Annotated in this window: 22 protein-coding genes and 1 pseudogene; 13 read left to right on the top strand and 10 right to left on the bottom strand. The window is 68.8% G+C overall.

Annotated features, from left to right (window positions below; translation table 11 throughout):
* Window positions 1–236 precede the first annotated feature (236 nt).
* Window positions 237–452 (top strand): hypothetical protein, encoded by a 216-nt coding sequence (locus tag NE236_RS29695; RefSeq protein ID WP_252845484.1) that lies wholly within the window; start codon window positions 237–239, stop codon window positions 450–452.
* A gap of 402 nt (window positions 453–854) precedes the next feature.
* On the opposite strand, the gene NE236_RS29690 is transcribed toward NE236_RS29695, so the two are convergent.
* Entirely contained in the window at window positions 855–1,544 is a 690-nt protein-coding gene (locus tag NE236_RS29690; RefSeq protein ID WP_308209172.1) for a response regulator transcription factor, read from the bottom strand.
* 78 nt (window positions 1,545–1,622) lie between these two features.
* Here NE236_RS29690 and NE236_RS29685 point away from each other — a divergent pair, with 78 nt between their 5' ends.
* Genes NE236_RS29685 through NE236_RS29665 form a run of 5 tightly spaced genes read left to right on the top strand, consistent with a single transcriptional unit; the run spans window position 1,623 to window position 6,592 of the window.
* Window positions 1,623–3,050, top strand: a complete 1,428-nt coding sequence (locus NE236_RS29685) for a sensor histidine kinase (protein WP_252845483.1) — start codon at window positions 1,623–1,625, stop codon at window positions 3,048–3,050.
* 46 nt (window positions 3,051–3,096) lie between these two features.
* The gene (locus tag NE236_RS29680) at window positions 3,097–3,615 is read left to right on the top strand and encodes a hypothetical protein (protein ID WP_252845482.1); all 519 of its coding nucleotides are present in this window, start codon (window positions 3,097–3,099) and stop codon (window positions 3,613–3,615) included.
* A gap of 3 nt (window positions 3,616–3,618) precedes the next feature.
* Window positions 3,619–4,743, top strand: coding sequence for a peptidoglycan-binding protein (locus NE236_RS29675; protein ID WP_252845481.1), 1,125 nt, complete (start codon window positions 3,619–3,621; stop codon window positions 4,741–4,743).
* Window positions 4,740–5,411, top strand: coding sequence for an ABC transporter ATP-binding protein (locus NE236_RS29670; protein WP_252845480.1), 672 nt, complete (start codon window positions 4,740–4,742; stop codon window positions 5,409–5,411). Before NE236_RS29675 ends, NE236_RS29670 begins: the two co-directional genes overlap by 4 nt.
* Window positions 5,408–6,592, top strand: coding sequence for an ABC transporter permease (locus tag NE236_RS29665; RefSeq protein WP_252845479.1), 1,185 nt, complete (start codon window positions 5,408–5,410; stop codon window positions 6,590–6,592). The genes NE236_RS29670 and NE236_RS29665 overlap by 4 nt, the downstream gene beginning before the upstream one ends.
* A gap of 189 nt (window positions 6,593–6,781) precedes the next feature.
* On the opposite strand, the gene NE236_RS29660 is transcribed toward NE236_RS29665, so the two are convergent.
* Together NE236_RS29660 and NE236_RS29655 are read right to left on the bottom strand one after the other, a co-directional pair.
* Complete coding sequence (locus tag NE236_RS29660) at window positions 6,782–7,399, bottom strand: nucleotidyl transferase AbiEii/AbiGii toxin family protein (RefSeq protein WP_252845478.1); 618 nt, start codon at window positions 7,397–7,399, stop codon at window positions 6,782–6,784.
* Window positions 7,399–7,716, bottom strand: coding sequence for a hypothetical protein (locus tag NE236_RS29655; protein ID WP_252845477.1), 318 nt, complete (start codon window positions 7,714–7,716; stop codon window positions 7,399–7,401). Before NE236_RS29655 ends, NE236_RS29660 begins: the two co-directional genes overlap by 1 nt.
* A gap of 90 nt (window positions 7,717–7,806) precedes the next feature.
* Here NE236_RS29655 and NE236_RS29650 point away from each other — a divergent pair, with 90 nt between their 5' ends.
* Together NE236_RS29650 and NE236_RS29645 are read left to right on the top strand one after the other, a co-directional pair.
* Window positions 7,807–8,163: an ROK family protein gene (locus tag NE236_RS29650; protein ID WP_252845476.1), complete on the top strand. Its 357-nt coding sequence runs from the start codon at window positions 7,807–7,809 to the stop codon at window positions 8,161–8,163.
* Between the two features lie 799 nt (window positions 8,164–8,962).
* Window positions 8,963–10,516, top strand: coding sequence for a hypothetical protein (locus NE236_RS29645; protein ID WP_252845475.1), 1,554 nt, complete (start codon window positions 8,963–8,965; stop codon window positions 10,514–10,516).
* 102 nt (window positions 10,517–10,618) lie between these two features.
* On the opposite strand, the gene NE236_RS29640 is transcribed toward NE236_RS29645, so the two are convergent.
* From NE236_RS29640 to NE236_RS29625, 4 genes are all read right to left on the bottom strand, one after another.
* Window positions 10,619–11,875 carry a low temperature requirement protein A gene (locus NE236_RS29640; RefSeq protein WP_252845474.1) on the bottom strand — a complete coding sequence of 419 codons (1,257 nt, stop codon included), beginning with the start codon at window positions 11,873–11,875 and terminating at the stop codon, window positions 10,619–10,621.
* Window positions 11,876–11,885: 10 nt separating this feature from the next.
* Window positions 11,886–12,842 (bottom strand): SDR family NAD(P)-dependent oxidoreductase, encoded by a 957-nt coding sequence (locus NE236_RS29635; protein ID WP_252845473.1) that lies wholly within the window; start codon window positions 12,840–12,842, stop codon window positions 11,886–11,888.
* 136 nt (window positions 12,843–12,978) lie between these two features.
* A complete protein-coding gene (locus tag NE236_RS29630; RefSeq protein WP_252845472.1) occupies window positions 12,979–13,866 on the bottom strand; it encodes an MBL fold metallo-hydrolase in 888 nt (295 codons plus the stop codon).
* 97 nt (window positions 13,867–13,963) lie between these two features.
* Window positions 13,964–14,947: an aldo/keto reductase gene (locus NE236_RS29625; protein ID WP_252845471.1), complete on the bottom strand. Its 984-nt coding sequence runs from the start codon at window positions 14,945–14,947 to the stop codon at window positions 13,964–13,966.
* Between the two features lie 102 nt (window positions 14,948–15,049).
* Between NE236_RS29625 and NE236_RS29620 the strand changes: the two genes are divergently transcribed.
* The 3 genes from NE236_RS29620 to NE236_RS29610 all read left to right on the top strand — a co-directional run bounded on the left by NE236_RS29620 (window position 15,050) and on the right by NE236_RS29610 (window position 18,302).
* On the top strand, window positions 15,050–15,637 hold the full coding sequence (locus tag NE236_RS29620) for a TetR/AcrR family transcriptional regulator (protein ID WP_252845470.1): 588 nt from the start codon (window positions 15,050–15,052) through the stop codon (window positions 15,635–15,637).
* 114 nt (window positions 15,638–15,751) lie between these two features.
* Window positions 15,752–17,281, top strand: coding sequence for an FAD/NAD(P)-binding protein (locus NE236_RS29615; RefSeq protein WP_252845469.1), 1,530 nt, complete (start codon window positions 15,752–15,754; stop codon window positions 17,279–17,281).
* A 268-nt stretch (window positions 17,282–17,549) separates the two neighbouring features.
* A complete protein-coding gene (locus tag NE236_RS29610) occupies window positions 17,550–18,302 on the top strand; it encodes a PP2C family protein-serine/threonine phosphatase (protein WP_252845468.1) in 753 nt (250 codons plus the stop codon).
* A gap of 111 nt (window positions 18,303–18,413) precedes the next feature.
* Here NE236_RS29610 and NE236_RS29605 read toward each other — a convergent pair whose 3' ends face one another.
* Both NE236_RS29605 and NE236_RS29600 read right to left on the bottom strand, forming a co-directional pair.
* Complete coding sequence (locus NE236_RS29605; RefSeq protein ID WP_308209171.1) at window positions 18,414–18,839, bottom strand: protein kinase family protein; 426 nt, start codon at window positions 18,837–18,839, stop codon at window positions 18,414–18,416.
* 322 nt (window positions 18,840–19,161) lie between these two features.
* Window positions 19,162–20,538 (bottom strand): serine/threonine-protein kinase, encoded by a 1,377-nt coding sequence (locus tag NE236_RS29600; protein ID WP_252845467.1) that lies wholly within the window; start codon window positions 20,536–20,538, stop codon window positions 19,162–19,164.
* A gap of 193 nt (window positions 20,539–20,731) precedes the next feature.
* Here NE236_RS29600 and NE236_RS29595 point away from each other — a divergent pair, with 193 nt between their 5' ends.
* Both NE236_RS29595 and NE236_RS45505 read left to right on the top strand, forming a co-directional pair.
* Complete coding sequence (locus tag NE236_RS29595; protein ID WP_252845466.1) at window positions 20,732–21,229, top strand: pyridoxamine 5'-phosphate oxidase family protein; 498 nt, start codon at window positions 20,732–20,734, stop codon at window positions 21,227–21,229.
* Window positions 21,230–21,271: 42 nt separating this feature from the next.
* Window positions 21,272–21,340: pseudogene (locus NE236_RS45505) on the top strand (YciI family protein); the annotation flags it as partial.
* 98 nt (window positions 21,341–21,438) lie between these two features.
* Here the strand turns inward: NE236_RS45505 and NE236_RS29590 are convergent.
* A complete protein-coding gene (locus NE236_RS29590; RefSeq protein ID WP_252845465.1) occupies window positions 21,439–22,197 on the bottom strand; it encodes a S1 family peptidase in 759 nt (252 codons plus the stop codon).
* Window positions 22,198–22,384: the final 187 nt, after the last annotated feature.

Below are 22,384 nucleotides of genomic sequence, written 5' to 3'. Positions count from 1 at the left end.
AGGCGTCGCGGTTCACTGTCATCCGCGACCTCGTGTCGCACCCCTGCAAAAGATGAGCTACACCCCCATCGACACCCGGGACCGTCTTACGCACGCGCGAATCGGGCGATTGGCGCCAACGCCTGACGCAATGATGTGACGTGCATCATATTTCGCTGCGAATGCGCGCCAAGCACGCACAGTCAACATTGCTGACGACAAAAGTCGCAGCGCTTACCTCGAAGAGGGGAACAACGATGACGAGGAACCTGAAGAAGGCCGCCGTCGCCGTCGCCGCCACCGGCACGATGCTCGCTGCTGCGCTGGGCCTGACGGCCTGCAACCCGGGCTCCGGCGGTGGCCACCACCACGTGGTGACTCACCACCACGTGGTGACTCACCACCACGTGGTGACTCACCACCACGTGGTGACTCACCACCACGTGGTTCGCCGCACGCGCAAGCTGCGGTAGCACCGCTGAGGCGTAAGTAATCGAGGGGCCCGGCCAAGCCGGGCCCCTCTTCCTTGCCTCACGGCAGTGCGCGGCCATGCGGCGGCCGCAGTTCGGGCCGGGTCGGCCCCCGCCCGCAGGATTTCGAAATCCTTCTTGCCGCAGAGAGATAAATCCGGACCATACGTCTTGCGAGCTACACGCTCGTAAGGAATGTCTCAAAGCGAGGAGCAAGCTATGTCGCAGCAGCAGCAGCCCACGGGTGAGCCCGACCCGAGGGACGGGAGCCTGACCAAGGCCCCGACGACCACGACGCCCCACCCGGGGAAGAAGTAGAACGTCGCCGGCCCTCCCCTCCCTTCTCGGGAGCGGGAGGGCCGGTTCCTTCTATTCCAGGGTAAGCGGGGTACGGCGGATGATCCCTTATGACCCGGCGCGCAGCGCGTAGCCGAAGCCGCGGACCGTGTGGATCAACGGTGGGCCGGTCCGGTCCAGCTTCTTGCGGAGGTAGTAGACGTACGTCTCGACGACCTGTGCGTTGCCGTCGAAGTCGTAGTTCCAGACCAGGTCGAGCAACTGCTCCTTGGACAGCACCTGGCCCGCGTGCTCCATCAGGCAGCGCAGCAACTTGAACTCGGTTGGGGTGAGGGTGACCTGGTCGCCCGCGCGGCGCACCGTACAGGTGTCGATGTCCAGCTCCAGGTCGCCGACCCGCAATCGGCGCGGTGCGTCCGGCGCCTCCCGGGTACGGCGCAGCACCACCCGCACCCGGGCGTGCAGTTCCTGCAGGCTGAACGGCTTGGTGATGTAGTCGTCGCCGGAGGACAGGCCCGTGAGCTTGTCCTCCAGTGTTCGGCGTGCGGTCAGGAAGATGATCGGCGGTGCCTGCCCGAGGCCCTGCAGCCGGTCGCACACCCGGAAGCCGTCGATGTCGGGCAGCGAAACGTCCAGCACGATGAGGTCGGGGCGGAACGTCTCCGCCCGGACCAGCGCCGACCGGCCGTCGGCCGCCGTGGCCACCTCGTAGCCCTGGTAGCGCAGACTGGTTGCGACCAAGTCGCGAATATTCTCCTCGTCGTCCACCACGAGCAGCCGCGCCGGAGATGTCACCACCCGGCCATGGTGACTCGATCACGGGGCCGTCGCACCTTTTCTGAGTGGTTTATGAGCCGGCGAGGCGACCATTGGGGCATGTCGCTACGGTTGCGCATCCTCGCCGGACTCGTCGGCCTGCTCGTCCTCGGCCTCGCCGCCTTCGGCGTGGGCATCAACAGGCTGATGACGGGAAACCTGGAGCACCAGCTCGACCAGCAGCTGGTGGCGGTGGCGGGCACCGTACGGCAGGTCCTCGCCACCGACACCGACCAGCACAATCTGGACCGGCTCTTCGACGTCCCGCTTCCCCAGAAGGCGGATGGCGGCATCCTGCGCGTCCCGCGGGGCCCTGACATGGCGGTCTTCCCGCTCGGCCTGGTCATCGAGGTCCGCAGCCAGAGCGGCACCCTGCTCGACCGCCAGATGTTCGCTGCCAAGACGAAGATGGAGTACCGACCGGACCTCTCACCCCGGCGGCCCACCGACGCCCCGAATGAGCCGGTCTCCGCCTCGACGGGCCAGGGCGGCTACCGGACGCTGACGGTGACCATGGACGAGGGTGACACCCCGGTGCTGGTGACCCTGGCGATCCCGACCGCCTCGGTCGACGGGGTCCTACGAGAGCTCACCGTCATCGAGCTCGTCCTCGGTGTGATCATTGTGGTGATCGGAGCCGGGCTCGCGCTGGTCATGGCGCGGGTCACCGCGCGCCCGCTCGCCCGGATCGCGGCCACCGCCGACGCCATCTCCGGCGGCGACCTCACCCGGCGGGTGCCCGACAAGAACCCCAAGACTGAGGTGGGCCGGGTCGGGTTGGCGCTGAACGCCATGCTCGGCCAGATCCAGCGGTACGTCGACCGGCTCGTGGAGTCCGAGCAGCGGATGCGGCGGCTCCTCGGCGACGCCTCGCACGAACTGTCCACGCCGCTCACCTCCATCCGCGGGTACGCCGAGTTGTTCCGCAGCGGGGCCCAGGACAGGCCGGAGGACCTGGCCCGGGCGATGAGCCGGATCGAGGCCGAGGCGGCCCGGATGACCGGGCTGGTGGAGGAACTGCTGCTGCTCGCCGAGCTGGACGAGGGCCGCCCGCTGCGCCCGACGCGGGTCGATCTCGCGACGATCGCCGCCGACGCGGTGGACGACGCCCGGCTCGCGGCTCCGGACCGGACCATCGAGCTGGAGGCCGCCGCGGGCCTGTACGTCCACGGCGAGGAGAACCGGCTCCGGCAGGTCGCCGCGAACCTGCTGTCCAACGCCTGCCGGCACACCCCGCCGGGCACGCCGATCACGGTCACCGCGTCGCCGGGCGTCCTCGAGGTGGCGGACGAAGGGCCGGGCATGGACGCCGAGCGGGCCGCGCGCATCTTCGACCGCTTCTACGGCGACGGTTCCGGGCTGGGTCTGGCGATCGTCGCCTCGATCGTGGAAGCCCACGGCGGCACGGTCCAGGTCACCAGTGCGCCCAGGGAGGGCGCGAAGTTCCGGATCGAGCTGCCGCCCGTCAGGAGTCTGACCGGACTCTGACCGGAAGCTGAGCCCGTCCCGAGCCCCGCACCCGAGGCTCACCGGCATGAGAATCCTGTATCTCGCCACCGCCGCCCTCCTGGTGACCGGCGGTGCCACCGCCTGCGGCTCGGGCGGCTCCAGCCCGGCGGTGTCCAGCTCTCCGACGCTCGGCACGGCCGCCAAGGAGGCCAAGGCCCGCCAGTTCGTCGAATGCGCCCGTAAGAACGGCATCCCCAACGTCGCCGACCCCAAGGTGAACGCCGACGGCGACATCGACATCAGCCCGCCGCCCGGCCTCACGAAGCAGAGCCCGATCGTCCAGAAGGTCATGAAGATCTGCGGCAAGTACCTGGACGGCGTCTTCACTCACGAGAACAAGGACTCCAGCGCGGACTACGACAAGGCGCTCAAGCTGTCCGCCTGCGTCCGGCAGCACGGTGTGCCGAACTTCCCCGACCCGTCCCCGCCGACCGAGGGCGAGGGGTCGAAGATGCACATCGGTAAGAACCTGGACAGGGAAGCCGTCGACAAGGCGATGCGAGCCTGCGGCGTCACGCCCCAGCCCAAGCCGAAGAACCAGTAGCCCATGAAGCGCCTCGGGATCTCGCTCACCGTCGTGGGCGGCATCGCTGTCATCGCCGCCGGAGGCCTGTGGACCGCCACGTCCAGGCCCTCCGCCACCGCCTCCCCCACCCCGTCCACGGGCACCACGACCGCCGCGGTCACCCGTGCCGACCTCGTCGAGACCGACCAGGAGCAGGGCACGCTCGGCTTCGGCGGGGCCCGAACCCTCGAGTCGTCGGCGTCCGGCATCCTCACCGCCGAGCCCGCCGAGGGCACCACGGTCACCCGTGATCAGAAGCTGTACTGCGTCGGCCTGCACCCGGTCCGGCTCTTCTACGGCACCGTGCCGCTGTCGCGCACCCTCGCCCTGGGCGTCTCCGACGGCAAGGACGTCAGGCAGCTGGAGAGCAACCTGCGCACCCTCGGGTACGACCCGTACCGCGACATGACCATCGACGATTACTTCTCCGCCGCGACCCAGGCGGCCGTCAAGCGCTGGCAGAAGGCGCACGGGCAGACCAGGACCGGCCAGGTCACCCTGGCCGACCTGGTGTTCCTGCCGGGCGCGGTCCGGATCGCCGCCCAGCACGCCAAGTCCGGCGACCGGATCGCGGCGGGCGCCCAGCTCGTCGACATCACCGGCACCACCCGCATCGCCACCGTGGGCCTGCCCGCGGACAGCGACCTGGCGCACGCCGGGGACAAGGTCACCGTCGAACTGCCCGACGGCAGCAGTACGCCCGGCGTCATCACCCAGGTCAGCACCGCCGCCACCAGCAGCAGCGGTTCCTCCGGCTCGCAGAGCAGCGGCGACAACAACGGCGACTCGAGCTCGAACTCCGGCAACAACGCCACCATTGCGGTGACCGTACGGCTCACCAAACCCAAGGCCACCGGCGGCCTGGACCAGGCCCCGGTCACCGTCGACTTCACCCGCCGGCGCGCCAAGAACGTCCTCGCCGTACCGGTCACCGCGCTCGTCACCCTTTCCACCGGCGGGTACGCCGTGGACGTCACCAGCGGCGGAACCGTACAGCGAGTCGCGGTCAAGACCGGCATGTTCGCCACCAACGGCGCGGGCACCGGCCAGGTGGAGATCTCCGGCCCGGGCATCACCGAGGGCCTCCGGGTGGTGATCCCGCAGTGAGTCCGGTCATCGAGCTCCACGACGTACGCAAGACCTATCCGGGGCCGGTCGAGGTCCTGCACGGCATCGACCTGACCATCGAACGCGACGAGCAGGTGGCGATCCTCGGCCCGTCCGGCTCCGGCAAGTCCACACTGCTCAACCTCATCGGCATCCTCGACCGCCCGACCTCCGGCACGCTCGTCGTGGGCGGCCAGGACACCGCCGCATTGACCGACCGGCGGCTCGCCGGGCTGCGCGCCACCGCCATCGGCTTCGTCTTCCAGCAGTTCTTCCTGCTCGACTACCGCACCGCGCTGGACAACGTCGCCGACGGCCTCCTCTACACCGCCACCCCCCTGCGCGAACGCCGCCGCCGGGCCGCCGAGGTCCTGGACCGGGTGGGCCTCGGCGACCGGCTCGGGCACCGCCCGGCCCAGCTGTCCGGCGGCGAACGCCAACGTGTCGCCATCGCCCGCGCCCTCGTCGGCCGGCCCGCCCTCGTGCTGGCCGACGAGCCCACCGGCGCCCTCGACACCGCCAACGGCGCCGCCGTCCTCAAACTGCTGCGCGAACTGCACGACGACGGCACCACCCTCATCGTCATCACCCACGACCCCAGCGTCGCCGCCGCCATGGACCGTGAGATCCACATCCGCGACGGCCGCATCCACCCGGAGCCGACATGAGATCCAGCCGCCTCGCCGCCGCCGATCTGGTCCGCGTCTCGCTCCTCGGCATCGGCGCCCGTAAACTCCGGGCCGCCCTCTCCGTCCTCGGTATCGCGATCGGCATCGCCGCCATCGTCTGCGTCCTGGGTATCTCCCAGTCCAGCGCGGCCGGCCTCCAGCACGAGCTCGACCGGCTCGGCACCAACCTGCTCACCGTCCAGCCCGGCCAGAGCCTCACCGGCGACCAGTCCACCCTCCCGCTGTCCGCCGAACAGACCCTCACCAACGCCCCGTACGTCCAGCAGGTGTCCGGCATCGCCCCGGTATCCGGCACCGTCCTGCGCAGCAAGCACATCGGCTCCATCATCACCGGCGGCATCGGCATCAAGGCGGCCCGTCCCAACCTGCCCTCCCTCCTGCGCGGCCAAGTCGCCCAGGGCGTCTTCCTCAACGCCGCCACCAGCAACTACCCCGTCACCGTCCTCGGCGCGGTGGCCGCCCGGCGCCTCGGCATCACCACCCTGCGCCCCGACACCGCGGTCTGGCTCGGCGGCAAGACCTTCACGGTCGTCGGCATCCTCGCCCCCATCGAACTGGCCCCCGACATCGACCGCTCCGCCCTCATCGGCTTCGCCGAAGCCGAGCGGGCCTTCCGCATCGACGGCTCGACCTCCACCATCTACCTGCGCGCTGACCCCGAACACGTCGGAGAGGCCGCCAAGACCCTCGCCGCCGCCACCAGTCCCGCCCACCCCGACCTGGTCAGCGCCAGCCAGCCCTCGGCCGCGCTCAGCGCCCGGCTCGCCGCCAAGAAGACCTTCAACAGCCTCTTCCTCGGCCTCGGCGCCGTCGCCGTCCTGGTCGGCGCGATCGGCATCGCCAACGTCATGGTCATCTCGGTGCTCGAACGCCGCAGTGAGATCGGCCTGCGCCGCGCCCTCGGGGCGACCCGCCGGCACATCGCCGGCCAGTTCATCGGCGAATCCCTCGCCCTCGCGCTCCTCGGCGGTCTCGCCGGCTGCGCCCTCGGCACCCTCGTCACCGTCGGCTACGCCCAGTACGAACACTGGGGGGCCGTCCTCCCGGCCACGGCCCTACCCCTCGGCCTGGCCGGCACCCTCCTCATCGGCACCGTCGCCGGCCTCTACCCGGCCGCCCGCGCCGCCCGCCTTTCCCCCACCCAGGCCCTGGCCAGATGACCCCGGCCACGTCCTGCTGGCCGAGTTTCTGGCACCCACACGTACCGCGACGTACGAGCACCCACCGAGCACCCAACCGTCCCCGGCTGGCCGACATCGGCCTGCGCACGGATGCGTTGCACTCTGTCAGTTGGCGGGGGTGTTCGGGGTCGGATCGCCGTTGCTTGTGCTGCCGGTCAGTTCTCGGTGTCAGTCGGTGATACGCCGCCGCAGTCCGGTCACCTGGGCGGTGGTGAGGCCGTAGGCAGTGAGCTCGGTGTCGGGGTAGATATCGAGGGAGGTGAGCATCTGGGCGAATACGCTGTGGTCGAATCCGGCGTCGCGTGCCGCGGCGAGGGCCAGGAGTTCGTCGCGGGTGAAGGCTCCGCTGGTCAGCAGGGCGTCCACGTCGATGAAGTCACGGGCTTCGGCTCTGGAGAACAGGGCTTCGACCTTGCCTCCGGCGACGTCGTCGAGGTGGGCGACGGGGCCGATGGCCATGGCGACGGGTGGGTTTGACCGCAGATCGGCCGCGAGCTCGACCTTGCTCTCTCGCCCAGTGCCGGTGTCCGTGACCCATAGGCGCATGAACTGTGGGCTGTCGACGTCGATCCGGACGTCGAGGCCATGGTCTCGGTAGGCGGCAATGATCTTCGCGGCGCCTTCGGCGAAGTCCTCACGCATGGCCGAGGTGAACAGGTCGACATCCTCACTCGGGCGCTGCAGGATCCCATGCGCCTGGACCGCATACCCACCGGCCAGCGCGAACCCATGCTCAGCCGCGGCGTCCAAGCCGATGCGGGCCAGCCGACGATGGAAGTCGTCCATCAGGCGGCGTGGGACAGTTCGGGGAACCGGCTCTCCCACATCACGCGTACCCGGGGCGGAAGGACCAGGCGGGACCACACCTGCCGCAGCAGGTCAGCGTTGAGGAGCCGACGCAGGTCTTCGGCGCTGGCGCTTTCGCGTACGACACGCATGTACAGCAGCCGCACGTCGGATGGGTCATCGAGGTCGTATGTACGGCGGGGACCCCAGTCGAGATGGCCGGGCAGGGTGATACGGCCGTTCACCGGGCCGGTCAGCTCCTCAAGCGAGGCCGGTGTCGCGTACGGGCGCGCGGCGGCATACCCCCTGACGTTCATGCCTTCAGTGTCTCACCTGCTGCTGATGGCGTGCGATCAACCTCGGCTCGACCTCGGGACATGACAGATACGGCATGATACGAAGCGTGCATGAGCCTGGCCAACTCGGGCGATCACGGGACGCGAGCGCTGCTCGTCGATACCGGTCGGACGATCGGCCGGGCGATGTCCAGCCTGGTGACAACCTTGAATCCGGACGCGATCGTCGTAGGCGGGACGCTCGGCTCCCTCGGCGAACCCGTGCTACGTGGCATCCCGGATGCACTGGACCGGTACAGCCAGCCCGCCGCCCTGCACGACCCCGTCGTGACCGGCGGTGCGGAGTTCACGCCGAGGCGCGCGGCGGGGTCGCTGTGGCCTTCGGGCTCGTCGAAGACTTTGGATCAGCGGCTGGCAGTCGTCCGCGCCAGCCGCGAGATACGGACGCGCTTCAAATTCGGTCATTGACACATCCGAAACCCTGTCCTTAGGCTTTGCGCACCAGCCTGGTGATCAACTCGCTCAAACCGGATGCGTTACGGATGTTGCGCAACACCCGGCTTGTTCTGCCGTTCTCCCAAACCAACAGCACGACAACGACTCACGGATGTCCCGCCCCGGCCCGCCGCTGCGCCGTGGCTGTCACACCACATCCGGGGGTCCGGTGGGCACGCCACGCTTCGACGCCGTGCGCGGCAAGACCGGTGCTCTACTTCGCCGCGCTGCCCTTGAGGCCTCCGCCGGAGGTGTGCCCCACACGGGGCCCGCCTCACACCACGTCGCGGACCTCGGGGGCCGGACGCGGCCTCCGCCGAGGAGTTTCATGTGAGAGGTCTTTCCAAGCAACGGCTGGCCGCGTTGACAGCGGCCGTGTTCGTCCCGGTCCTGACGATCGGTGCCTCGGGCGCCATGGCCCATGCGGCCGGGGATGGGAGCGGAGGCGACCCGGTCGCCCGAACAGAAACCTCATTATCTGCGGCTTTCGTCTTCCCGACAAAGCCTCGCTCGTCCGGTCCACTAGCGAGGCTTCGGCATCGGTAGTTGTTGCTTGCCGGCGATCCCGGCTGATCCGCCTGCTCCAGTGCCGACGCAGTCAATACTGGCCGTCTGAATTTTCCCGACCGCGATTTCGGGCACTTTCCACATTGGCTCATTGCCACGTGCGGATTGAACGCCGCCCAGCGTTCGCCGGCCGGTGTTGTGTGCCGCTTTACCACCGCATCCGCTATCCCAGCGAGCCAACCGGAAACAGGCAATGATGAAACTAATGAGACTGCGTGGCTGCGCGGGCACTGCCACCGTCATCAGAGCCACGCTGGCTGCCGCCGTCGCGGCAACCCTGATCCTGTCGGTCGTCCCGGCCGCCACGGCCGGTACGCCACACGATCCGGCGAAGATCTTCTCCCCGCAGGTCGTGCACACCGGCACCGCGCCGACGGGGTACAAGGTGACGTTCCGGATCCACGACCCGTCCGCGACCCGGATGCGGATCAAGGGCGAATGGTCGTTCTCGTCGGCCGAAGACATCGCCGCGGATCCGACCAACCCGAACCCGCGACATGGCGATACCTGGCAGGTCGGGGACTTCCCGCTGGCCTCTCCGAACGCTGGTTCGGCCGCGAACTGGCCGGTCGATGACATGGTCAAGAACAATGCGACTGGCGTGTGGTCGTTCACGACCGCGCTGCCCTCAGGCGTGTTCAGCTACGCCTTCTACCGCGACTGCGACGCGGCCGCGCCGGCCCTGACCGGCTGCACCCCGACGGCCGACCCGTCGAACCCCCCGTGGGACACGAGCGGCTCGATCGAACGCACCAGCCAGGTCTACGTGCCGTCGGACCCGAAGTTCCACACGGCCGACTACTCCTGGCAGTCCGAGGCTCCCGCCCGCGAGCGCGGCACGCTGACCCACATCACCTACAGTTCGCCCGGCCACGTGAATCCGGCGGACGAGAACTACCTCTCCGTCTACACACCCCCGGGTTACAACCCCCGCCGCGCGACGCCGTACCCCACCTTCTACCTGATCCACGGCGGCGGCGGCAACGAGATGGACTGGAGCACCCAGGGGGACCTGAACAACGTCATGGACGACCTCATCGCCAGACGCCTTATCCAGCCGATGGTCGTCGTGATGCCCAACAACCCCACGACCGCTGAGACTCTCGACGACATCATCCCGTTCACGCAGCAGCACTACAACGTCGACGCAAGCGCCGGCGGGCGCGCCCTGGTGGGACTTTCGGGCGGTGCGACGGTGGTCCAGGACATCCTGTTCCACAACACCACATCGTTCGGCTACTACGGCGTCTGGTCGGCGCCCCGCGGAATTCCGATCGCCGGCGAGCAGACCAATCCCCAGCTCAAGCAACTGCTCGGGCTCCACATCGGTGTCGCCGTCCAGGACCTCGGCGGCCTGGCGCAGGGCAACACCACGGCCGAGCAGTCGCTACTGACGGCCGCGGGTGTGCCGTTCGTGGCCTACAACGTCAACGGCGGGCACAACTGGTCGTATTGGCGAAACGCGCTGCACGACTTCCTGACCAGGGTCGCGTTCCGGGCGACGACCACCACCGTCCACGCGACGCACCGGCCGGGCGGCGTCCTGCTCACCGCGCGGGTCACGCCCGCGACCGCGCAACCGGCGAGTCCAACGGGCAGAGTCCGGTTCTCGGTTGACGGCAGGGCCTACGGCCCGCTGAGGCCGGTGCACAACGGGGTAGCCGAGATCGTCATCCCAGCGCGTGATGCCGGTTCCGCCTACGCGGCAAGCTACGGCGGCGGCCAGTACTACAACACCTCGGCAGGGGCCAGTTCGTGAGAGGTGGACCAGCGCGTTTCGGCGCCCTGCCGAGGAGCGGTGGTGGACGGGGACAGGCAAATCCACGCGGGGGCTTGGGTTTCCTCCGGGTGGTGCGCCGGGCTAGCGCGGGTTGTCGTCCTGACTTTCCGCAGCCCCCGGCACTTTCTCAGCGGTGGATCCCTCTTCGTGGGATAGGCGGTACGCCACGGCGAGTCCCCAGGGCACACCGAAGAGGAGGACGATGACGAGCCCGAGAACGAGTGGAGCCGGGCGTGCGGCACCGACTCCTGCACACGCTACGGCCACCACGACGCAGGTGCGGGCCAGCGGCCGGTAGAGCCCGCGGTCCAGGCGCCAGACGCGCAGGGATGCCGCAAGCACCATCGTCGCGCAGAACACGACGGCCGCTCCCCCGCAGAGCACCCAGGCCGTGGCGGCGGGGGTCCGGCTGTCGTGGGCGTGCTCGACGAGGCCGAGCATCGCGGCGCCCATGGCGGCCACCGCGGCCGTGAGCGGCAGGTGAACCAGCATCCACTGCACGGTGCTCGCGCGTGTGGGCCTCGGCCGCCGGTGTCCGGCGAAGTCGAAGTACGTCCACCAGGCACCGAAGCCGGCGACGACGGCGACGAGCCCGACGGCGAGGGTGAGCGCGTTGGCCGGCTCGTGGGCCAGTCCGTCGACCACTCCGGTCACGGTCTCGCCGAGCACGATGATGATGAACAGCCCGAACCGTTCGGTGAGCGCGTCGGTCACGCTGAGCGCGACCGCCTGTACCGGGGTGGCCGTACCGATCATGACCGCGAACCCCGCCAGGTAGGCGACGGCCAAAAGGACCCACGTCAGTACGCGGGCGCCCGCGGGCAGGGCGGCGCTCGCGGCCAGGACGACCGCGCAGACGGCCGTCCCGGTCACGAACAGCGTGCTGGGACGGCGGAATTCGGGGCTGTCACCGCGAGCGGCAAGCCGCCACAGCACCGCCAGCACCGCGAACAGCACCCCCGCGTCCACGGCGAACGCGACTCCGCGTGCGCCGCCTGCCTCGGGGATGAACGCACCCAGCGGCACGAGCACCAGGATCTGCAGCAGGAACATGCTCCGGCCGCGGGCATCCTCGTACCCGTGCAGTTCGTGGTGGAGGGTGCCGTTGAACCAGGCGATCCACACCAGCGCGAACACCGCGGCGAACTCACCCAGCCCGCGCCAGGTCAGGTGCCCGGCCAAGTGGTGGGCGGCCTGGGCGACCAGCACGACCACGACCAGGTCGTAGAACAGTTCGAGCGGGCCGACCACCCGCTCGCGCGGCTGCTCGCCATGGGCGCGCGGGGGCTGCCACAGCTGACGGCGCAGCCGGGCCCACTGCTCGTGTCGCGAGGTCATGCCCGCAGCGCTAACGGACGAGAGTCTCGGACACGGCCCACAGCCGGGCCGCGTTCTCCCGATCCAGGGCGTACGGCGCGACGCCGGCGACCGCACCGGCTCGCTCGGCGACCGGCTCGGGCTGCGCACAGTCCTCGAAATAGCGGCCGGTGATGCCCTCCACCGTCGGTGAGGCGGCCAACAGCACCGAGGTCGCGGCGCCCTGTTCCACAGTCTTCTGCGGTGGCAGTGCGAGCTCGCCCGAGGCGATGAAGTCGGCCACCTGCTGCATGTCCATGTGCCGGGCCAGGGACGTGTCGCCGACGTTGCCCGGCATCAGAGCGTTGGCGGTGATGCCGTCGTCGGCCCATCGCTCGGCGGCGCCGACGGCGAACAGGACGTTGGCGGTCTTCGACTGCCCGTAGGAGGTCCACGGGTCGTAAGGGCGGAAGCGGTAGTCCAGGTCGTCGAAGACGACCGGTGAGAAGAGGTGGCCGATGGAACTCACCGAGACGATCCGTGCGCCGTCCGCCGCCGCGAGTGCCGGGTGGAGGCCGACGGCGAGGGCGAAGTGGCCCAGGTGGTTGACGGCGAACTGCGTTTCCCGGCCGTCGGGTGTGCGGGTGAGTTCCGGCAGGGCCATCACTCCGGCATTGCCGACCAGGATGTGCAGCGGACCGTGCCAGGCCGCCACGAACGCCGCGACCGTCGACCGGTCGGCCAGGTCGAGCCGCCCCACTGTCAACTGTCCTGATTCGGGCTGCAGTTCTGCCTCCAGGCGTGCCGCCACGCGGGCACCCGCGTCGGTGTCCCGTACGGCCAGGGTGACGTCGGCGCCCGCCGCGGCGAGCGCCCGGGCCGTCTCCACCCCGATTCCGGAACTGGCTCCGGTCACCACGGCTCGGCGGCCGTGCAGGTCGACGCCGTCGATCACCTCGGCGGCGGTTGTGCCTGCCCCGAACATGTGGGGCGTCTGAGGTACGGACATGAGGTGAGTCTCCTGACTTGAGAAATCCGAGGGCCGCAACGTGGGCGGCTCACTCACCGATCGCGCTCGGCGCTCGGCGATGGGGGTTGGTCGCAGGGCGCGGCCGGGCCGCACCCGGGACGCAGGTCCGGCCGGGTTACCAGGAAGACGGCGAGCCGCCGACGGGAGCCCAGGCGCGAGCGTCGCCCACCGACGTGACACGGCCGAACACGTCGTCCGTGAAGTGCCCGGCAGCGATCACGGTGTCCGGCCGCTGGAGCACGTGGTCGCGCACCGCTCGGGCCTGGTCCGGGGCGACGTCGGAGGAGAACACCAAGGCGGGGTCGCCGACCTGAGCCGGGGAGTGAAGGATGTCTCCCACGATGTAGGCCGATTCGGTGCTGCCGCCCGACGGGTCCCGCACGACGATCGCCAGGTGTCCGGGGGTATGCCCGGGTGTGGCCTCGACGGTCACCCCGGGCGCGATGCTGTCGCCGCTCCCGACGAACTCGACGACGCCGTCGAGCGGCTTGAGCACTGCCTCGGCGTCCGGTCCGCCCATGGTCGCCGTCTTCGTCGTCCAGTACCGCCACTCGTCTTCCGACATGAGATGGCGTGCCCGGGCGAAGGTGAGGCCCGTGGGCGAGTCCGTCGCGGGCGTGTTCGGGAGCGGCGTGACATCGCTGGTCCAGCCGACGTGATCGAGGTGCAGATGGGTGTACACCACCGTGTCGATGTCGTCGGTGGACAGTCCTTCCGCGGCGAGGTTCCGCAGAAGCGAACCGCCCTTGAGTTGAGCGACGCCGGGCACGTCCACGTCGATCTTCCCTACGGCCAGATCCACGAGAATCCTCTGGTCCCCGGCGCGTATCAGGAAGGATCCGAACGAGAGGATGAGCTGCCCGTTTTCGAGGTAGCCGGGGCGCGTCGTCCAGTCCACGCCGGGAAACAGGACGTCTGGGTTGTGCGCGCCGAAACCGTCGGGGAGATAGGTGATCGTCGTTCCGCCGATGGTGATCCGGGACCGTATGGCTGGCTGGGGCATTTGGGATGTCTTTCGAGACGCGAGGGCTTGGACTGCGTGTGGCGGGGCGGGGGTGTTCCGGCCCCGCGATGGGATCTTGTGAGGCGCCGGTCGGCTCTCAGCCGTTGAGCGTCCCCATCAGCTCGGGTGCGTAGCGGTCGCCGGTGACCACGCCGTGTGGGGCGACCGCCTCGATCGCGGCGATGTCGTCGGTGGTCAGGGTCACCTCGGTCGCGGCGACGTTCTCCTCGAGGTAGCGGCGGCGCTTGGTGCCGGGGATGGCGACGGCGCCTTGGTGCAGGACCCAGGCGAGGGCCAGCTGGGACGGCGTGACGTTCTTGTCGGACGCGATGCGGCGGACCTCGCGAACGACGTCCAGGTTGCGGTCGAAGTTCTCGCCCTGGAACCGGGGGTCGGTCCGGCGCCAGTCGTCCTCGGCGAAGTCGTCGGGGCTGGTGATCGCGCCGGACAGGAAGCCGCGTCCCAGCGGGGAGTAGGCGACCAGGCCGATCCCCAGCTCCTGCAGCGTGTCGCGCACCCCGTCCAGTTCGATGCCGCGCTCGAAGAGCGAGTACTCGGTCTGGACGGCGGTGAGCGGGTGGACGGCGTGGGCCCGCCGGATGGTCTGCGCGGAGGCCTCGCACAGGCCGATGTGGCGGATCTTGCCTTCGGCGACCAGCTCGGCCAGGGCGCCGACGGTTTCCTCGATGGGCACCTTGGGGTCGATGCGGTGCAGGTAGTACAGGTCGACGTGGTCGGTGCCCAGGTGTCGTAGCGAGCGTTCGAGGGCCCGGCGGACGTACTCGGGCCGGCCGTTGAGATCGAGCATCTGGCCGCCGTCGGTGATCTCGATGCCGGTCTTGGTGGCGACCACGGCGGCCTCCCGGCGCCCTGCCAGCGCCTTGCCGAGAAGCTGTTCGTTGATGAAGGGGCCGTAGCTCTCGGCGGTGTCCAGCAGGGTGACGCCGAGTTCCAGCGCGCGGTCGATGGTGGCCAGCGACTCGGCCTCGTCGGCGGCGCCGTAGAAGGCGCTCATACCCATGCAGCCGAGGCCTTGGGCGCCGACGGTCAGGCTTTGGCCGCCCAGTGCGCGGTGTTCCATGAGGATCCCCCGATCCTGTAACTAACTGGATAGATACATGACCATAAGCCTGCGAGCCATCGATGTCAATATCTAGATAGTTACTTGCTAGGGTACGTAGCCATGCCACGGGACTCCAGCGCCACCAAGGCCCGGCTGCTCGACGCCGCCTTCACCGAATTCGCCGCCTACGGCATCGCCGGTGCCCGAGTGGACCGGATCGCCGAGACCGCAGGGGTGAACAAGCGGCTGATCTACGTCTACTTCGGCAACAAGGAGCAGTTGTTCGACGAGGTGTTGCAACGGGCACTGACGGCGGGTGCCGAGTCCGTGCCGTTCGACGTCGAGGACCTGCCCGGATACGCGGGCGCGATCTTCGACCACCTTGTCGCCCGGCCGGACCTGATGCGCCTACGACTGTGGAAACTACTGGAGCGCCCCTCCGCCACCGGACTCGAGCCAGCCGCCTTCCGCCGCAAAACCGCCGAAGTGGCCGACGCGCAGCAGCGTGGCGACGTCGCCCAGGAGATGGAGCCCGCCGATCTCCTGACCATGGTTCTCGCCGTGGCACAAGCATGGTTCTGGGCCGCCGAAGGCGTCGAGGTGCAGGAGGGCGGCCAGTCCTGGTCGCCGCAGCGGCTAGCCCTGCACCGCTCGGCAGTCGTCGAGGCCGCCCGCCGGATGAGCGAGCCGAAGACCGCCGGCGAGTGAGTCGCGGCGACCTGGGACCTCCGCGCTTGAACGGACCCGGATCCGGCACGAGCCTGATCTGCGCTTGCGGGTAGTCAATTAAATCAACCGGGATTACCGGCTACCCTCGCAAGGGTGAGTGACTCTTCGGCTCGCCGTGACGATGCACCGGTGGTCGTGATCGTCGGGGGCGGTGCGAGCGGCACCTTGACCGCGGTGCATCTGCTTCGCGGCGCGCAGGCGCGTGGGAGATCGCTGCAGGTCCTGCTGGTCGATCGGGATGGGCGTCACGGGTTGGGGCAGGCGTACGCGACGACCGATCCTCATCACCTTCTCAATGCCTGTGCCGCGAAGATGAGCGCCCTGGCCGATGATCCGGACCACCTGCTGCGCTGGGCGCACGGAGAGGGCCTGAATTTCGCCGGTTCTGCCTTTCTTCCGCGGCGCACGTACGGGCGTTATCTGCGTGAGCTCCTCGATGGCTGCGCACGCCAGATGCCGTATGGCGGGCGTATTACGCAGCTCACGGGGACCGTCACCTCGCTCACCACGGCGGCGCCGGGACGGCCACTGCGACTCCAGCTGTTGAACGGGGACAGGATCGACGCGGACGCCGTGGTGCTGGCCACCGGCAATCGTCCGCCTGCGCCGTGGTCTCAGATCGAGGCCGGTCCTCGGTATGTCGCGGATCCATGGGGTCCTGGTGCGCTGACCGAGATCTGTGACGGCAGCAGCCCCGTCCTGGTGGTCGGCACCGGTTTGACGATGGTGGATCTGGCGACCACGGCGACCCGGGCGAACAAGGACACGGTCGTGTACGCGATCTCCCGGCACGGCCTGCTACCGCGCCGGCACCGATGTCCTCCCTCGCCTGCGGCCGAGATGTCCCTGCCCGGCGGTGAGGTCCGCCTCGCCGAGCTGTTGGGGATGGTTCGCGCCGCGATCAAGAGCAATGGTGGTGACTGGCAAGGGGTCATCGACGGTCTACGTCCCCACGTCCCTGACCTGTGGGCGCGGCTCAGCATCGATGACCGGCGACGTTTTCTGACCTCGGTGGCCAGGTACTGGGAGGTTCACCGGCATCGGATTCCTCCGGCCACAGCCGCCCAGATCGCAAGCCTTCAGGCCACCGGTCGTCTCAAGGTGCTGCGCGGTCGTCTCGTCACCGCGACGGCGGGCCGTGATGAGATGAGGGTTCGCTTCAACAGCGACGGCGTCAGCCGCGAACTCCGTGTCGGCTGGCTGGTCAACGGCACCGGTCCGGCTGCCGAAGTCACCGGGGATCCCTTTTTGAACAGCCTCATCGACTCGGGTCTGGCCCGGCCGGACCCGCTACGGCTCGGTCTGGACGCCGAGGAGGCCGGGGCGGTCCTGGACGCCACAGGACGACCGCATGACCGCATCTTCGCACTTGGGCCGACGCTGCGCGGCGTACGGTATGAGACGACGGCGATTCCCGAGATCCGCGCCCAGGCCGCCGCACTCGTCCCCCGGCTCCTCGAAACGATCGCTTCTGGGAACTCCTCGTCCCACAGCGCCCCGTCTGGCCCGGCCGGCGACGCGATCGCGAACCCGTGCGTCGGCCCCTCGGTGACCAGGCACAACACCAGCCATTCGGCCAGCGACAACACCGGAACGCCAGACGTGCCCGCGCGCCAACCCTAAAAGGCCACGCGAACCTCGAGGCCCGCTGAAGAAAGTCAGCCCTCGACCCACAGCAGCACAACGAAAGGCGCGCAGTTGACGACGCCGTGGGACGACATCCCCGCGCACGGGAGCGACGTGGTCGGCGTCTTCGCGTCACGGTCGGTCCGTTCAACAGCCGTAGGCGTGGAACATCCGAGGAACGCCCAACGCCCGGGGACGGCTGTCCCCCCTCAGTCGTCGGCCAAGGCCGAACGCGCCACCGGGCGTGATCTGTAGGGTTGCGCGCATGACGATCGGGATCCGTTACGCCACGCGGTCAGATGTCGGGATGCTGCGTGAGGAGAACGAGGATTCGGCATACGCGGGCAGGCGTGTCCTGGCCGTCGCCGACGGCATGGGAGGCCACGCGGCAGGTGAGATCGCCAGCGCCGCCGTGATCGAGGAATTGCGCGCGGTGGACGTCGACGTGCCCGAGGACGAACTTGTCGCCACGTTGGAGGAGGCGGTCCGCCGGGCCAACCAGAAGGTTCATGGCCTGGTCGAGGCCGATCCGTCACTGCAGGGGATGGGGACGACCCTGACGGCGATGCTGTGGTCGGGGTCGCGGCTGGCACTCGTGCAGATCGGGGACTCGCGGGCCTATCTGCTGCGCGACGGCGACCTCTATCAGATCACCCATGATCAGACGCTCGTGCAGACGCTGCTGGACGACGGGAAGATCAACGAGGAGGAGGCCGCCACACATCCCTTCCGTTCGATGCTGCTGCAGGCGCTGGACGGCCGCTCCGACATCGCCCCCGATCTGCAGTTGCGCAGCGCGCTGGTCGGCGACCGATATCTGCTGTGCTCCGACGGCCTGTGGGACGTGGTCACCCCGGAGGCGATCCACAAGGCCCTCGCCGGCATCACCAATCCTGACCAGGTGGTCGGCGACCTCGTTGAAGCGGCCAACGCCGGCGGCGGCCCGGACAACATCACCTGCATCGTCGCCGATGTCGTCGACCTTGGCGAGCACGACGCCGGCCTGACGCCGGTCTGATCACCGCCATACGTACGGCTCATCGAGCGGGCGCTCGGGCGAGTGCGCATGCGTACAAGGCAAGCCCGCTACGTCGATCTCCCACTCGCACCGCGCGGTGTGGACCGACGATCAGATCCGACACTGGCGATGGACCGGAGAACGACCGGTCGCGGGCGCGGCCAAACCTTCGGCCAACCCCGCCCCCAGCACGCCGATCGCCGCCGCAGGCAGCGGCCCATGCGCCTGGATCGCCTCGTGCAGGGACGGGCCAGGGACGTAGGCGGTGACCAGCCACGGCGGCTCAGCATCAGGGTCGGCATCCACGACCTGGGCGGTGTAGAAGCCGCCCACCCGGCGGGCGGCCGCTACCTCCAGGGCGAACCGGCGGATGAACCCCCCATCACCCGCAAGCTCGGGGCGGACCAGCTTCACCGCGACCGGCCGCCCACCCGGGGACCGGCCCAGGAACACCTGGCCCATCCCGCCGCCGCCCAGCCGCCCCAGCAGACGATACGGCCCCACCTGGCGCGGATCGCCCGCATGCAACGCCTCCATCAGCACCTATCCTCAGCCCAGAAGAACACCAGCGTTTGCCTGGGCCAGATCCTTTCAGGAAATGGCAATTTCCTGAAGAGTGTGGGTGCCGAATAATGTGTCACCTCATGCGACCTGGGTGTATTCGTGTAATATGCACCGCACCTACTCCTACCCAGGTCGCCCTGTGTGGAACTCAACCGTCCCGAGATCCTGAGGAGCTACGGATCGATCAGTTGAAGACGTTCAGGGCTTTTCGCCCGCGTTCGATCCCGAACTCGCTTGCATCGAATTTAGCACCCTCGAACTCGCAGCGCAGGAGTGGCGGGCCGGAATACGGCCGTCATTGACAGATTCCTATGAGTTTGTTATTGGCAGTGGCCCATTTCGTCATGTCGCGATTGTAATCACCGGCATCCGGGTTGCTGCTAGCATGTTGTCGGTCCACGTCATCGGCTACTGCGTGACTGGCGTCAGCGAGATCCTGGATCACCGATCTGACGTTAGGGTCGGTAGCCTTCTGCGCCGCCGCATCCATGTCATCGCCCAACTGCCGGTAGCCCGGAGCGACATTAAGATCAGTCCTGGTTCTGACCGTCTGGTTGTTCCGGCCCCAGGCGGTCCTGACTTCTGCGCATCCGGCGGGCATCCCCGACGTATCGATGTGGTGGATGAATTTAGGCACGAAGATGATCCCGAGAATAATGAGCGCGATGACACCCAGGGCGCCACCGCGGAGAGGATCGGGATTTTTCCTCGGGGACGCCTTTTTCGGCGCCGGGCTCGGCCGGGCTGGGGATTTGCTGTCGTCGGGGTTGGTCCCGAAGGCGGTGGGCGGCGCCTTCGTCGCGGTGGGTGTGGTGAGTCGCTTCGTCGCGGGCTTGGTGGTGGACTCGCCGGCATGGGGGGTGTCGAGGAGGCGGCGGGCCTCGGCGATGTCGGGGCGCGCGTGGGGATCCTTGTCCAGCAGTCGTGTGATGAGTGTGGTGAGCGGCCCGGCGTGGGCGGGGGGCGGGGGGTCGCGCAGGAGGACGGCGGTGATGGTGGCGGTGGGGGTGTCGCGACGGAACGCGGAGGCACCCTCCACGGCGTGGTAGAGCGTGGCGCCGAGGGAGAACAGGTCGCTGGCGGGGCCGGCGGCCTTGCCGTCGAGGCGTTCGGGCGCGATGTACTCCACGGAGCCCACGATGGTGCCGGAGGCGGTCAGGCCGGTGTCGGCGTGATGCTCGGCGATGCCGAAGTCGGTGAGCAGCACACGGCCGTCGTCGGCGAGCAGGACGTTGGCGGGCTTGACGTCGCGGTGGGTGATCCCGGCGTCGTGGGCGGCGGCCAAGGCGTCCAGCAACGCGGCGGCGATCCCCGCGATGTCGTCGGCGGGCAGCCGTCCCCGCTTGGCGATGCGCTGTTCCAGTGAGTGGCCGCGCACCAGGTCCATGACGATCCAGGGGGCGTCGTCGACGGTAATGACGTCGTGCACGGCGACGATGTTGGGGTGGCCGCGCAGCTTCGCGGCGTTGCGGGCCTCACGTTTGGCGCGGGCCAGCCGCTCGCCGTGCTCGGCGGCCGACGTGGCCGGCGGCAGCCACACCTCCTTGACGGCGACATCGACGCGTAGTTCCTCGTCGCGCGCCTGCCACACCCGGCCGAACCCCCCAGCGCCTATCTCCCGGACCAGCCGGTACCGGTCGCCCAGAAGATAACCAGCATCCACCGTCCGCACCCCTTCTGCCAGAAGAACATTCGTGTACGCGTAACCGGATCCTTTCAGGAAGCGGCCTTTCCGTGAAGATCTCGACCTGGTGCCGTGCGGTGCAGCCAGAAAATTTGGGAACTCGGGGGCCGGCGGATGTCGAGAATGCTCCGACGGCTCCGTCCCTGGGGTGGATCACGACAACGACCCTGGAGGGACGGCTATGCGAGCGAACGAGATCACCGAGATTCTGGACCGGCCGATCAGCCGAGAGCTGTTGGCACGCGACGTGACCCGGCTGGCGTACGTGGCCAAGGACGGCACGCCCCGGAACGTCCCGATCGCGTTCACCTGGAACGGTTCGGAGATCGTCATGTGCACCACGAAGAATGCCCCGAAGCTCCCGACTCTGCGTGAGAACCCGATGGTCGCCCTGACGATCGACACCGAGGTGCACCCGCCCAAGATCCTGTTGATCCGCGGTCGGGCCGAGCTGGACGTCGTCGACGGCATCCCGGACGAGTACCTCCAGATCAACGGCTCGTACGAGATGTCGCCCGAGCAGCGGGTCGAGTGGGAGGCCGAGGTCCGCTCGCTCTACGACGGCATGGTCCGGATCGTGGTGACCCCGACGTGGGCGAAGCTGATCGACTTCGAGACGACCCTGCCGAGCGCGGTCGAGGAGCTGGTCCGGCAGCGGGCCGAGCGTGAGCGCGCCTGAACACGGTCCCGACCATACTGAGGAGAACATGATGGCCAATACCTGCTGCTCAAGCACTACCGGGGCGCTCCCGCACCGGTCAACGACGTGCCGATGGACCAGTGGACGCCGAATGGGTCACCGGCCAGGTGCTCAGCGTCGACGGCGGATCGACCATGCGCTGAGGCCGGTCCCCGCGCGGGGACCGGCCTCGGGGGTTGCGCTCTGCCCTATCGCTTCGTGACTTTGTGGATCCAGGCGAGTTGCTGGGCGATCTCCCCGGCCCCGGCGATCTTCTCTCGGTCGGAGCCGTAGAAGACGCCGAGCAGGGTCTCCTTGCCGTGTGCGCCGATGCTCATCACCGGGGCTCCAGAGTCGCCGCCGGCGGGAATCCCGGACACCTTCTCCATGCAGAAGTCCGTGCCGCCCGGTTCGGCGTAGCCCTCGCAGCGGCGGGCGTCCGACCGTACGACCCGCAGCTTCGACTGCTTGAGCACGGGCGACTGGCAGGTGTTCTCATCCTTGGTGCAGGTGGCGCCCCACCCGTACTGCCGCACGATCTCACCGGGGTGGACATGGGCCTTGGCCAAGCGCACCGGGCGGATCTTCATCGGCGAGACCTTGATGAGCATCATGTCAGCGCGCGAGTTCCCCGCCCGCTTGCCCACCGGGCGGACAGTGGTGCCCTTACGCATGTCGAGGTTGCCGACCCGGAACGAGATCCGCTTGTCGGCGACCGACTGCCCCTGCTCGAAGAAGCAGTGCGAGGCGCTGATGACCCACTGCTTCGTGACCGCCGTCCCGGTGCACACCGGTTTGCCGTCGACAAGCATGCGCACCGCCCATGGGCCGTAAGTGCTCTTTGACCCGCCGATGACAGCCGAGGCCGGCCCGGACACCATCACCGAGCCCGTCACCAGCAACAACGCAGACACCAACAGCACACGAACGCGGCGCACCATCCGGTACAGCTCCTCTCCTCGGGGCATGGCCTTACTGGTGGTGTAGATACGCCGTCAGACCAAAAAGTTTCCGATTACGCGTAGTTCGCCCTCCACCGGCCGGCGCCGACACCCTCGGCAAGAGCGCCACCGCCACCACCGCCGGATGCGCCTGCGGCACCCCCGCCGAGCAGGCAAACGACTCCGGCGATACCGGCATATGAGGGGTGGTGAA

The organism is Actinoallomurus purpureus, assembly GCF_024055795.1.
Classification (GTDB): domain Bacteria; phylum Actinomycetota; class Actinomycetes; order Streptosporangiales; family Streptosporangiaceae; genus Actinoallomurus; species Actinoallomurus purpureus.
This window is presented reverse-complemented; position numbering and strand designations above follow the sequence as displayed.

Bases quoted from the DNA above. Each gene is read 5' to 3' on its own strand.
- NE236_RS29695 (WP_252845484.1), top strand. From the start codon at position 237: ATGACGAGGAACCTGAAGAAGGCCGCCGTCGCCGTCGCCGCCACCGGC.
- NE236_RS29685 (WP_252845483.1), top strand. From the start codon at position 1,623: ATGTCGCTACGGTTGCGCATCCTCGCCGGACTCGTCGGCCTGCTCGTC.
- NE236_RS29680 (WP_252845482.1), top strand. From the start codon at position 3,097: ATGAGAATCCTGTATCTCGCCACCGCCGCCCTCCTGGTGACCGGCGGT.
- NE236_RS29675 (WP_252845481.1), top strand. From the start codon at position 3,619: ATGAAGCGCCTCGGGATCTCGCTCACCGTCGTGGGCGGCATCGCTGTC.
- NE236_RS29665 (WP_252845479.1), top strand. From the start codon at position 5,408: ATGAGATCCAGCCGCCTCGCCGCCGCCGATCTGGTCCGCGTCTCGCTC.
- NE236_RS29660 (WP_252845478.1), bottom strand. From the start codon at position 7,399: ATGGACGACTTCCATCGTCGGCTGGCCCGCATCGGCTTGGACGCCGCG.
- NE236_RS29655 (WP_252845477.1), bottom strand. From the start codon at position 7,716: ATGAACGTCAGGGGGTATGCCGCCGCGCGCCCGTACGCGACACCGGCC.
- NE236_RS29650 (WP_252845476.1), top strand. From the start codon at position 7,807: ATGAGCCTGGCCAACTCGGGCGATCACGGGACGCGAGCGCTGCTCGTC.
- NE236_RS29645 (WP_252845475.1), top strand. From the start codon at position 8,963: ATGAGACTGCGTGGCTGCGCGGGCACTGCCACCGTCATCAGAGCCACG.
- NE236_RS29640 (WP_252845474.1), bottom strand. From the start codon at position 11,875: ATGACCTCGCGACACGAGCAGTGGGCCCGGCTGCGCCGTCAGCTGTGG.
- NE236_RS29635 (WP_252845473.1), bottom strand. From the start codon at position 12,842: ATGTCCGTACCTCAGACGCCCCACATGTTCGGGGCAGGCACAACCGCC.
- NE236_RS29630 (WP_252845472.1), bottom strand. From the start codon at position 13,866: ATGCCCCAGCCAGCCATACGGTCCCGGATCACCATCGGCGGAACGACG.
- NE236_RS29625 (WP_252845471.1), bottom strand. From the start codon at position 14,947: ATGGAACACCGCGCACTGGGCGGCCAAAGCCTGACCGTCGGCGCCCAA.
- NE236_RS29620 (WP_252845470.1), top strand. From the start codon at position 15,050: ATGCCACGGGACTCCAGCGCCACCAAGGCCCGGCTGCTCGACGCCGCC.
- NE236_RS29610 (WP_252845468.1), top strand. From the start codon at position 17,550: ATGACGATCGGGATCCGTTACGCCACGCGGTCAGATGTCGGGATGCTG.
- NE236_RS29605 (WP_308209171.1), bottom strand. From the start codon at position 18,839: ATGGAGGCGTTGCATGCGGGCGATCCGCGCCAGGTGGGGCCGTATCGT.
- NE236_RS29595 (WP_252845466.1), top strand. From the start codon at position 20,732: ATGCGAGCGAACGAGATCACCGAGATTCTGGACCGGCCGATCAGCCGA.
- NE236_RS29590 (WP_252845465.1), bottom strand. From the start codon at position 22,197: ATGCCCCGAGGAGAGGAGCTGTACCGGATGGTGCGCCGCGTTCGTGTG.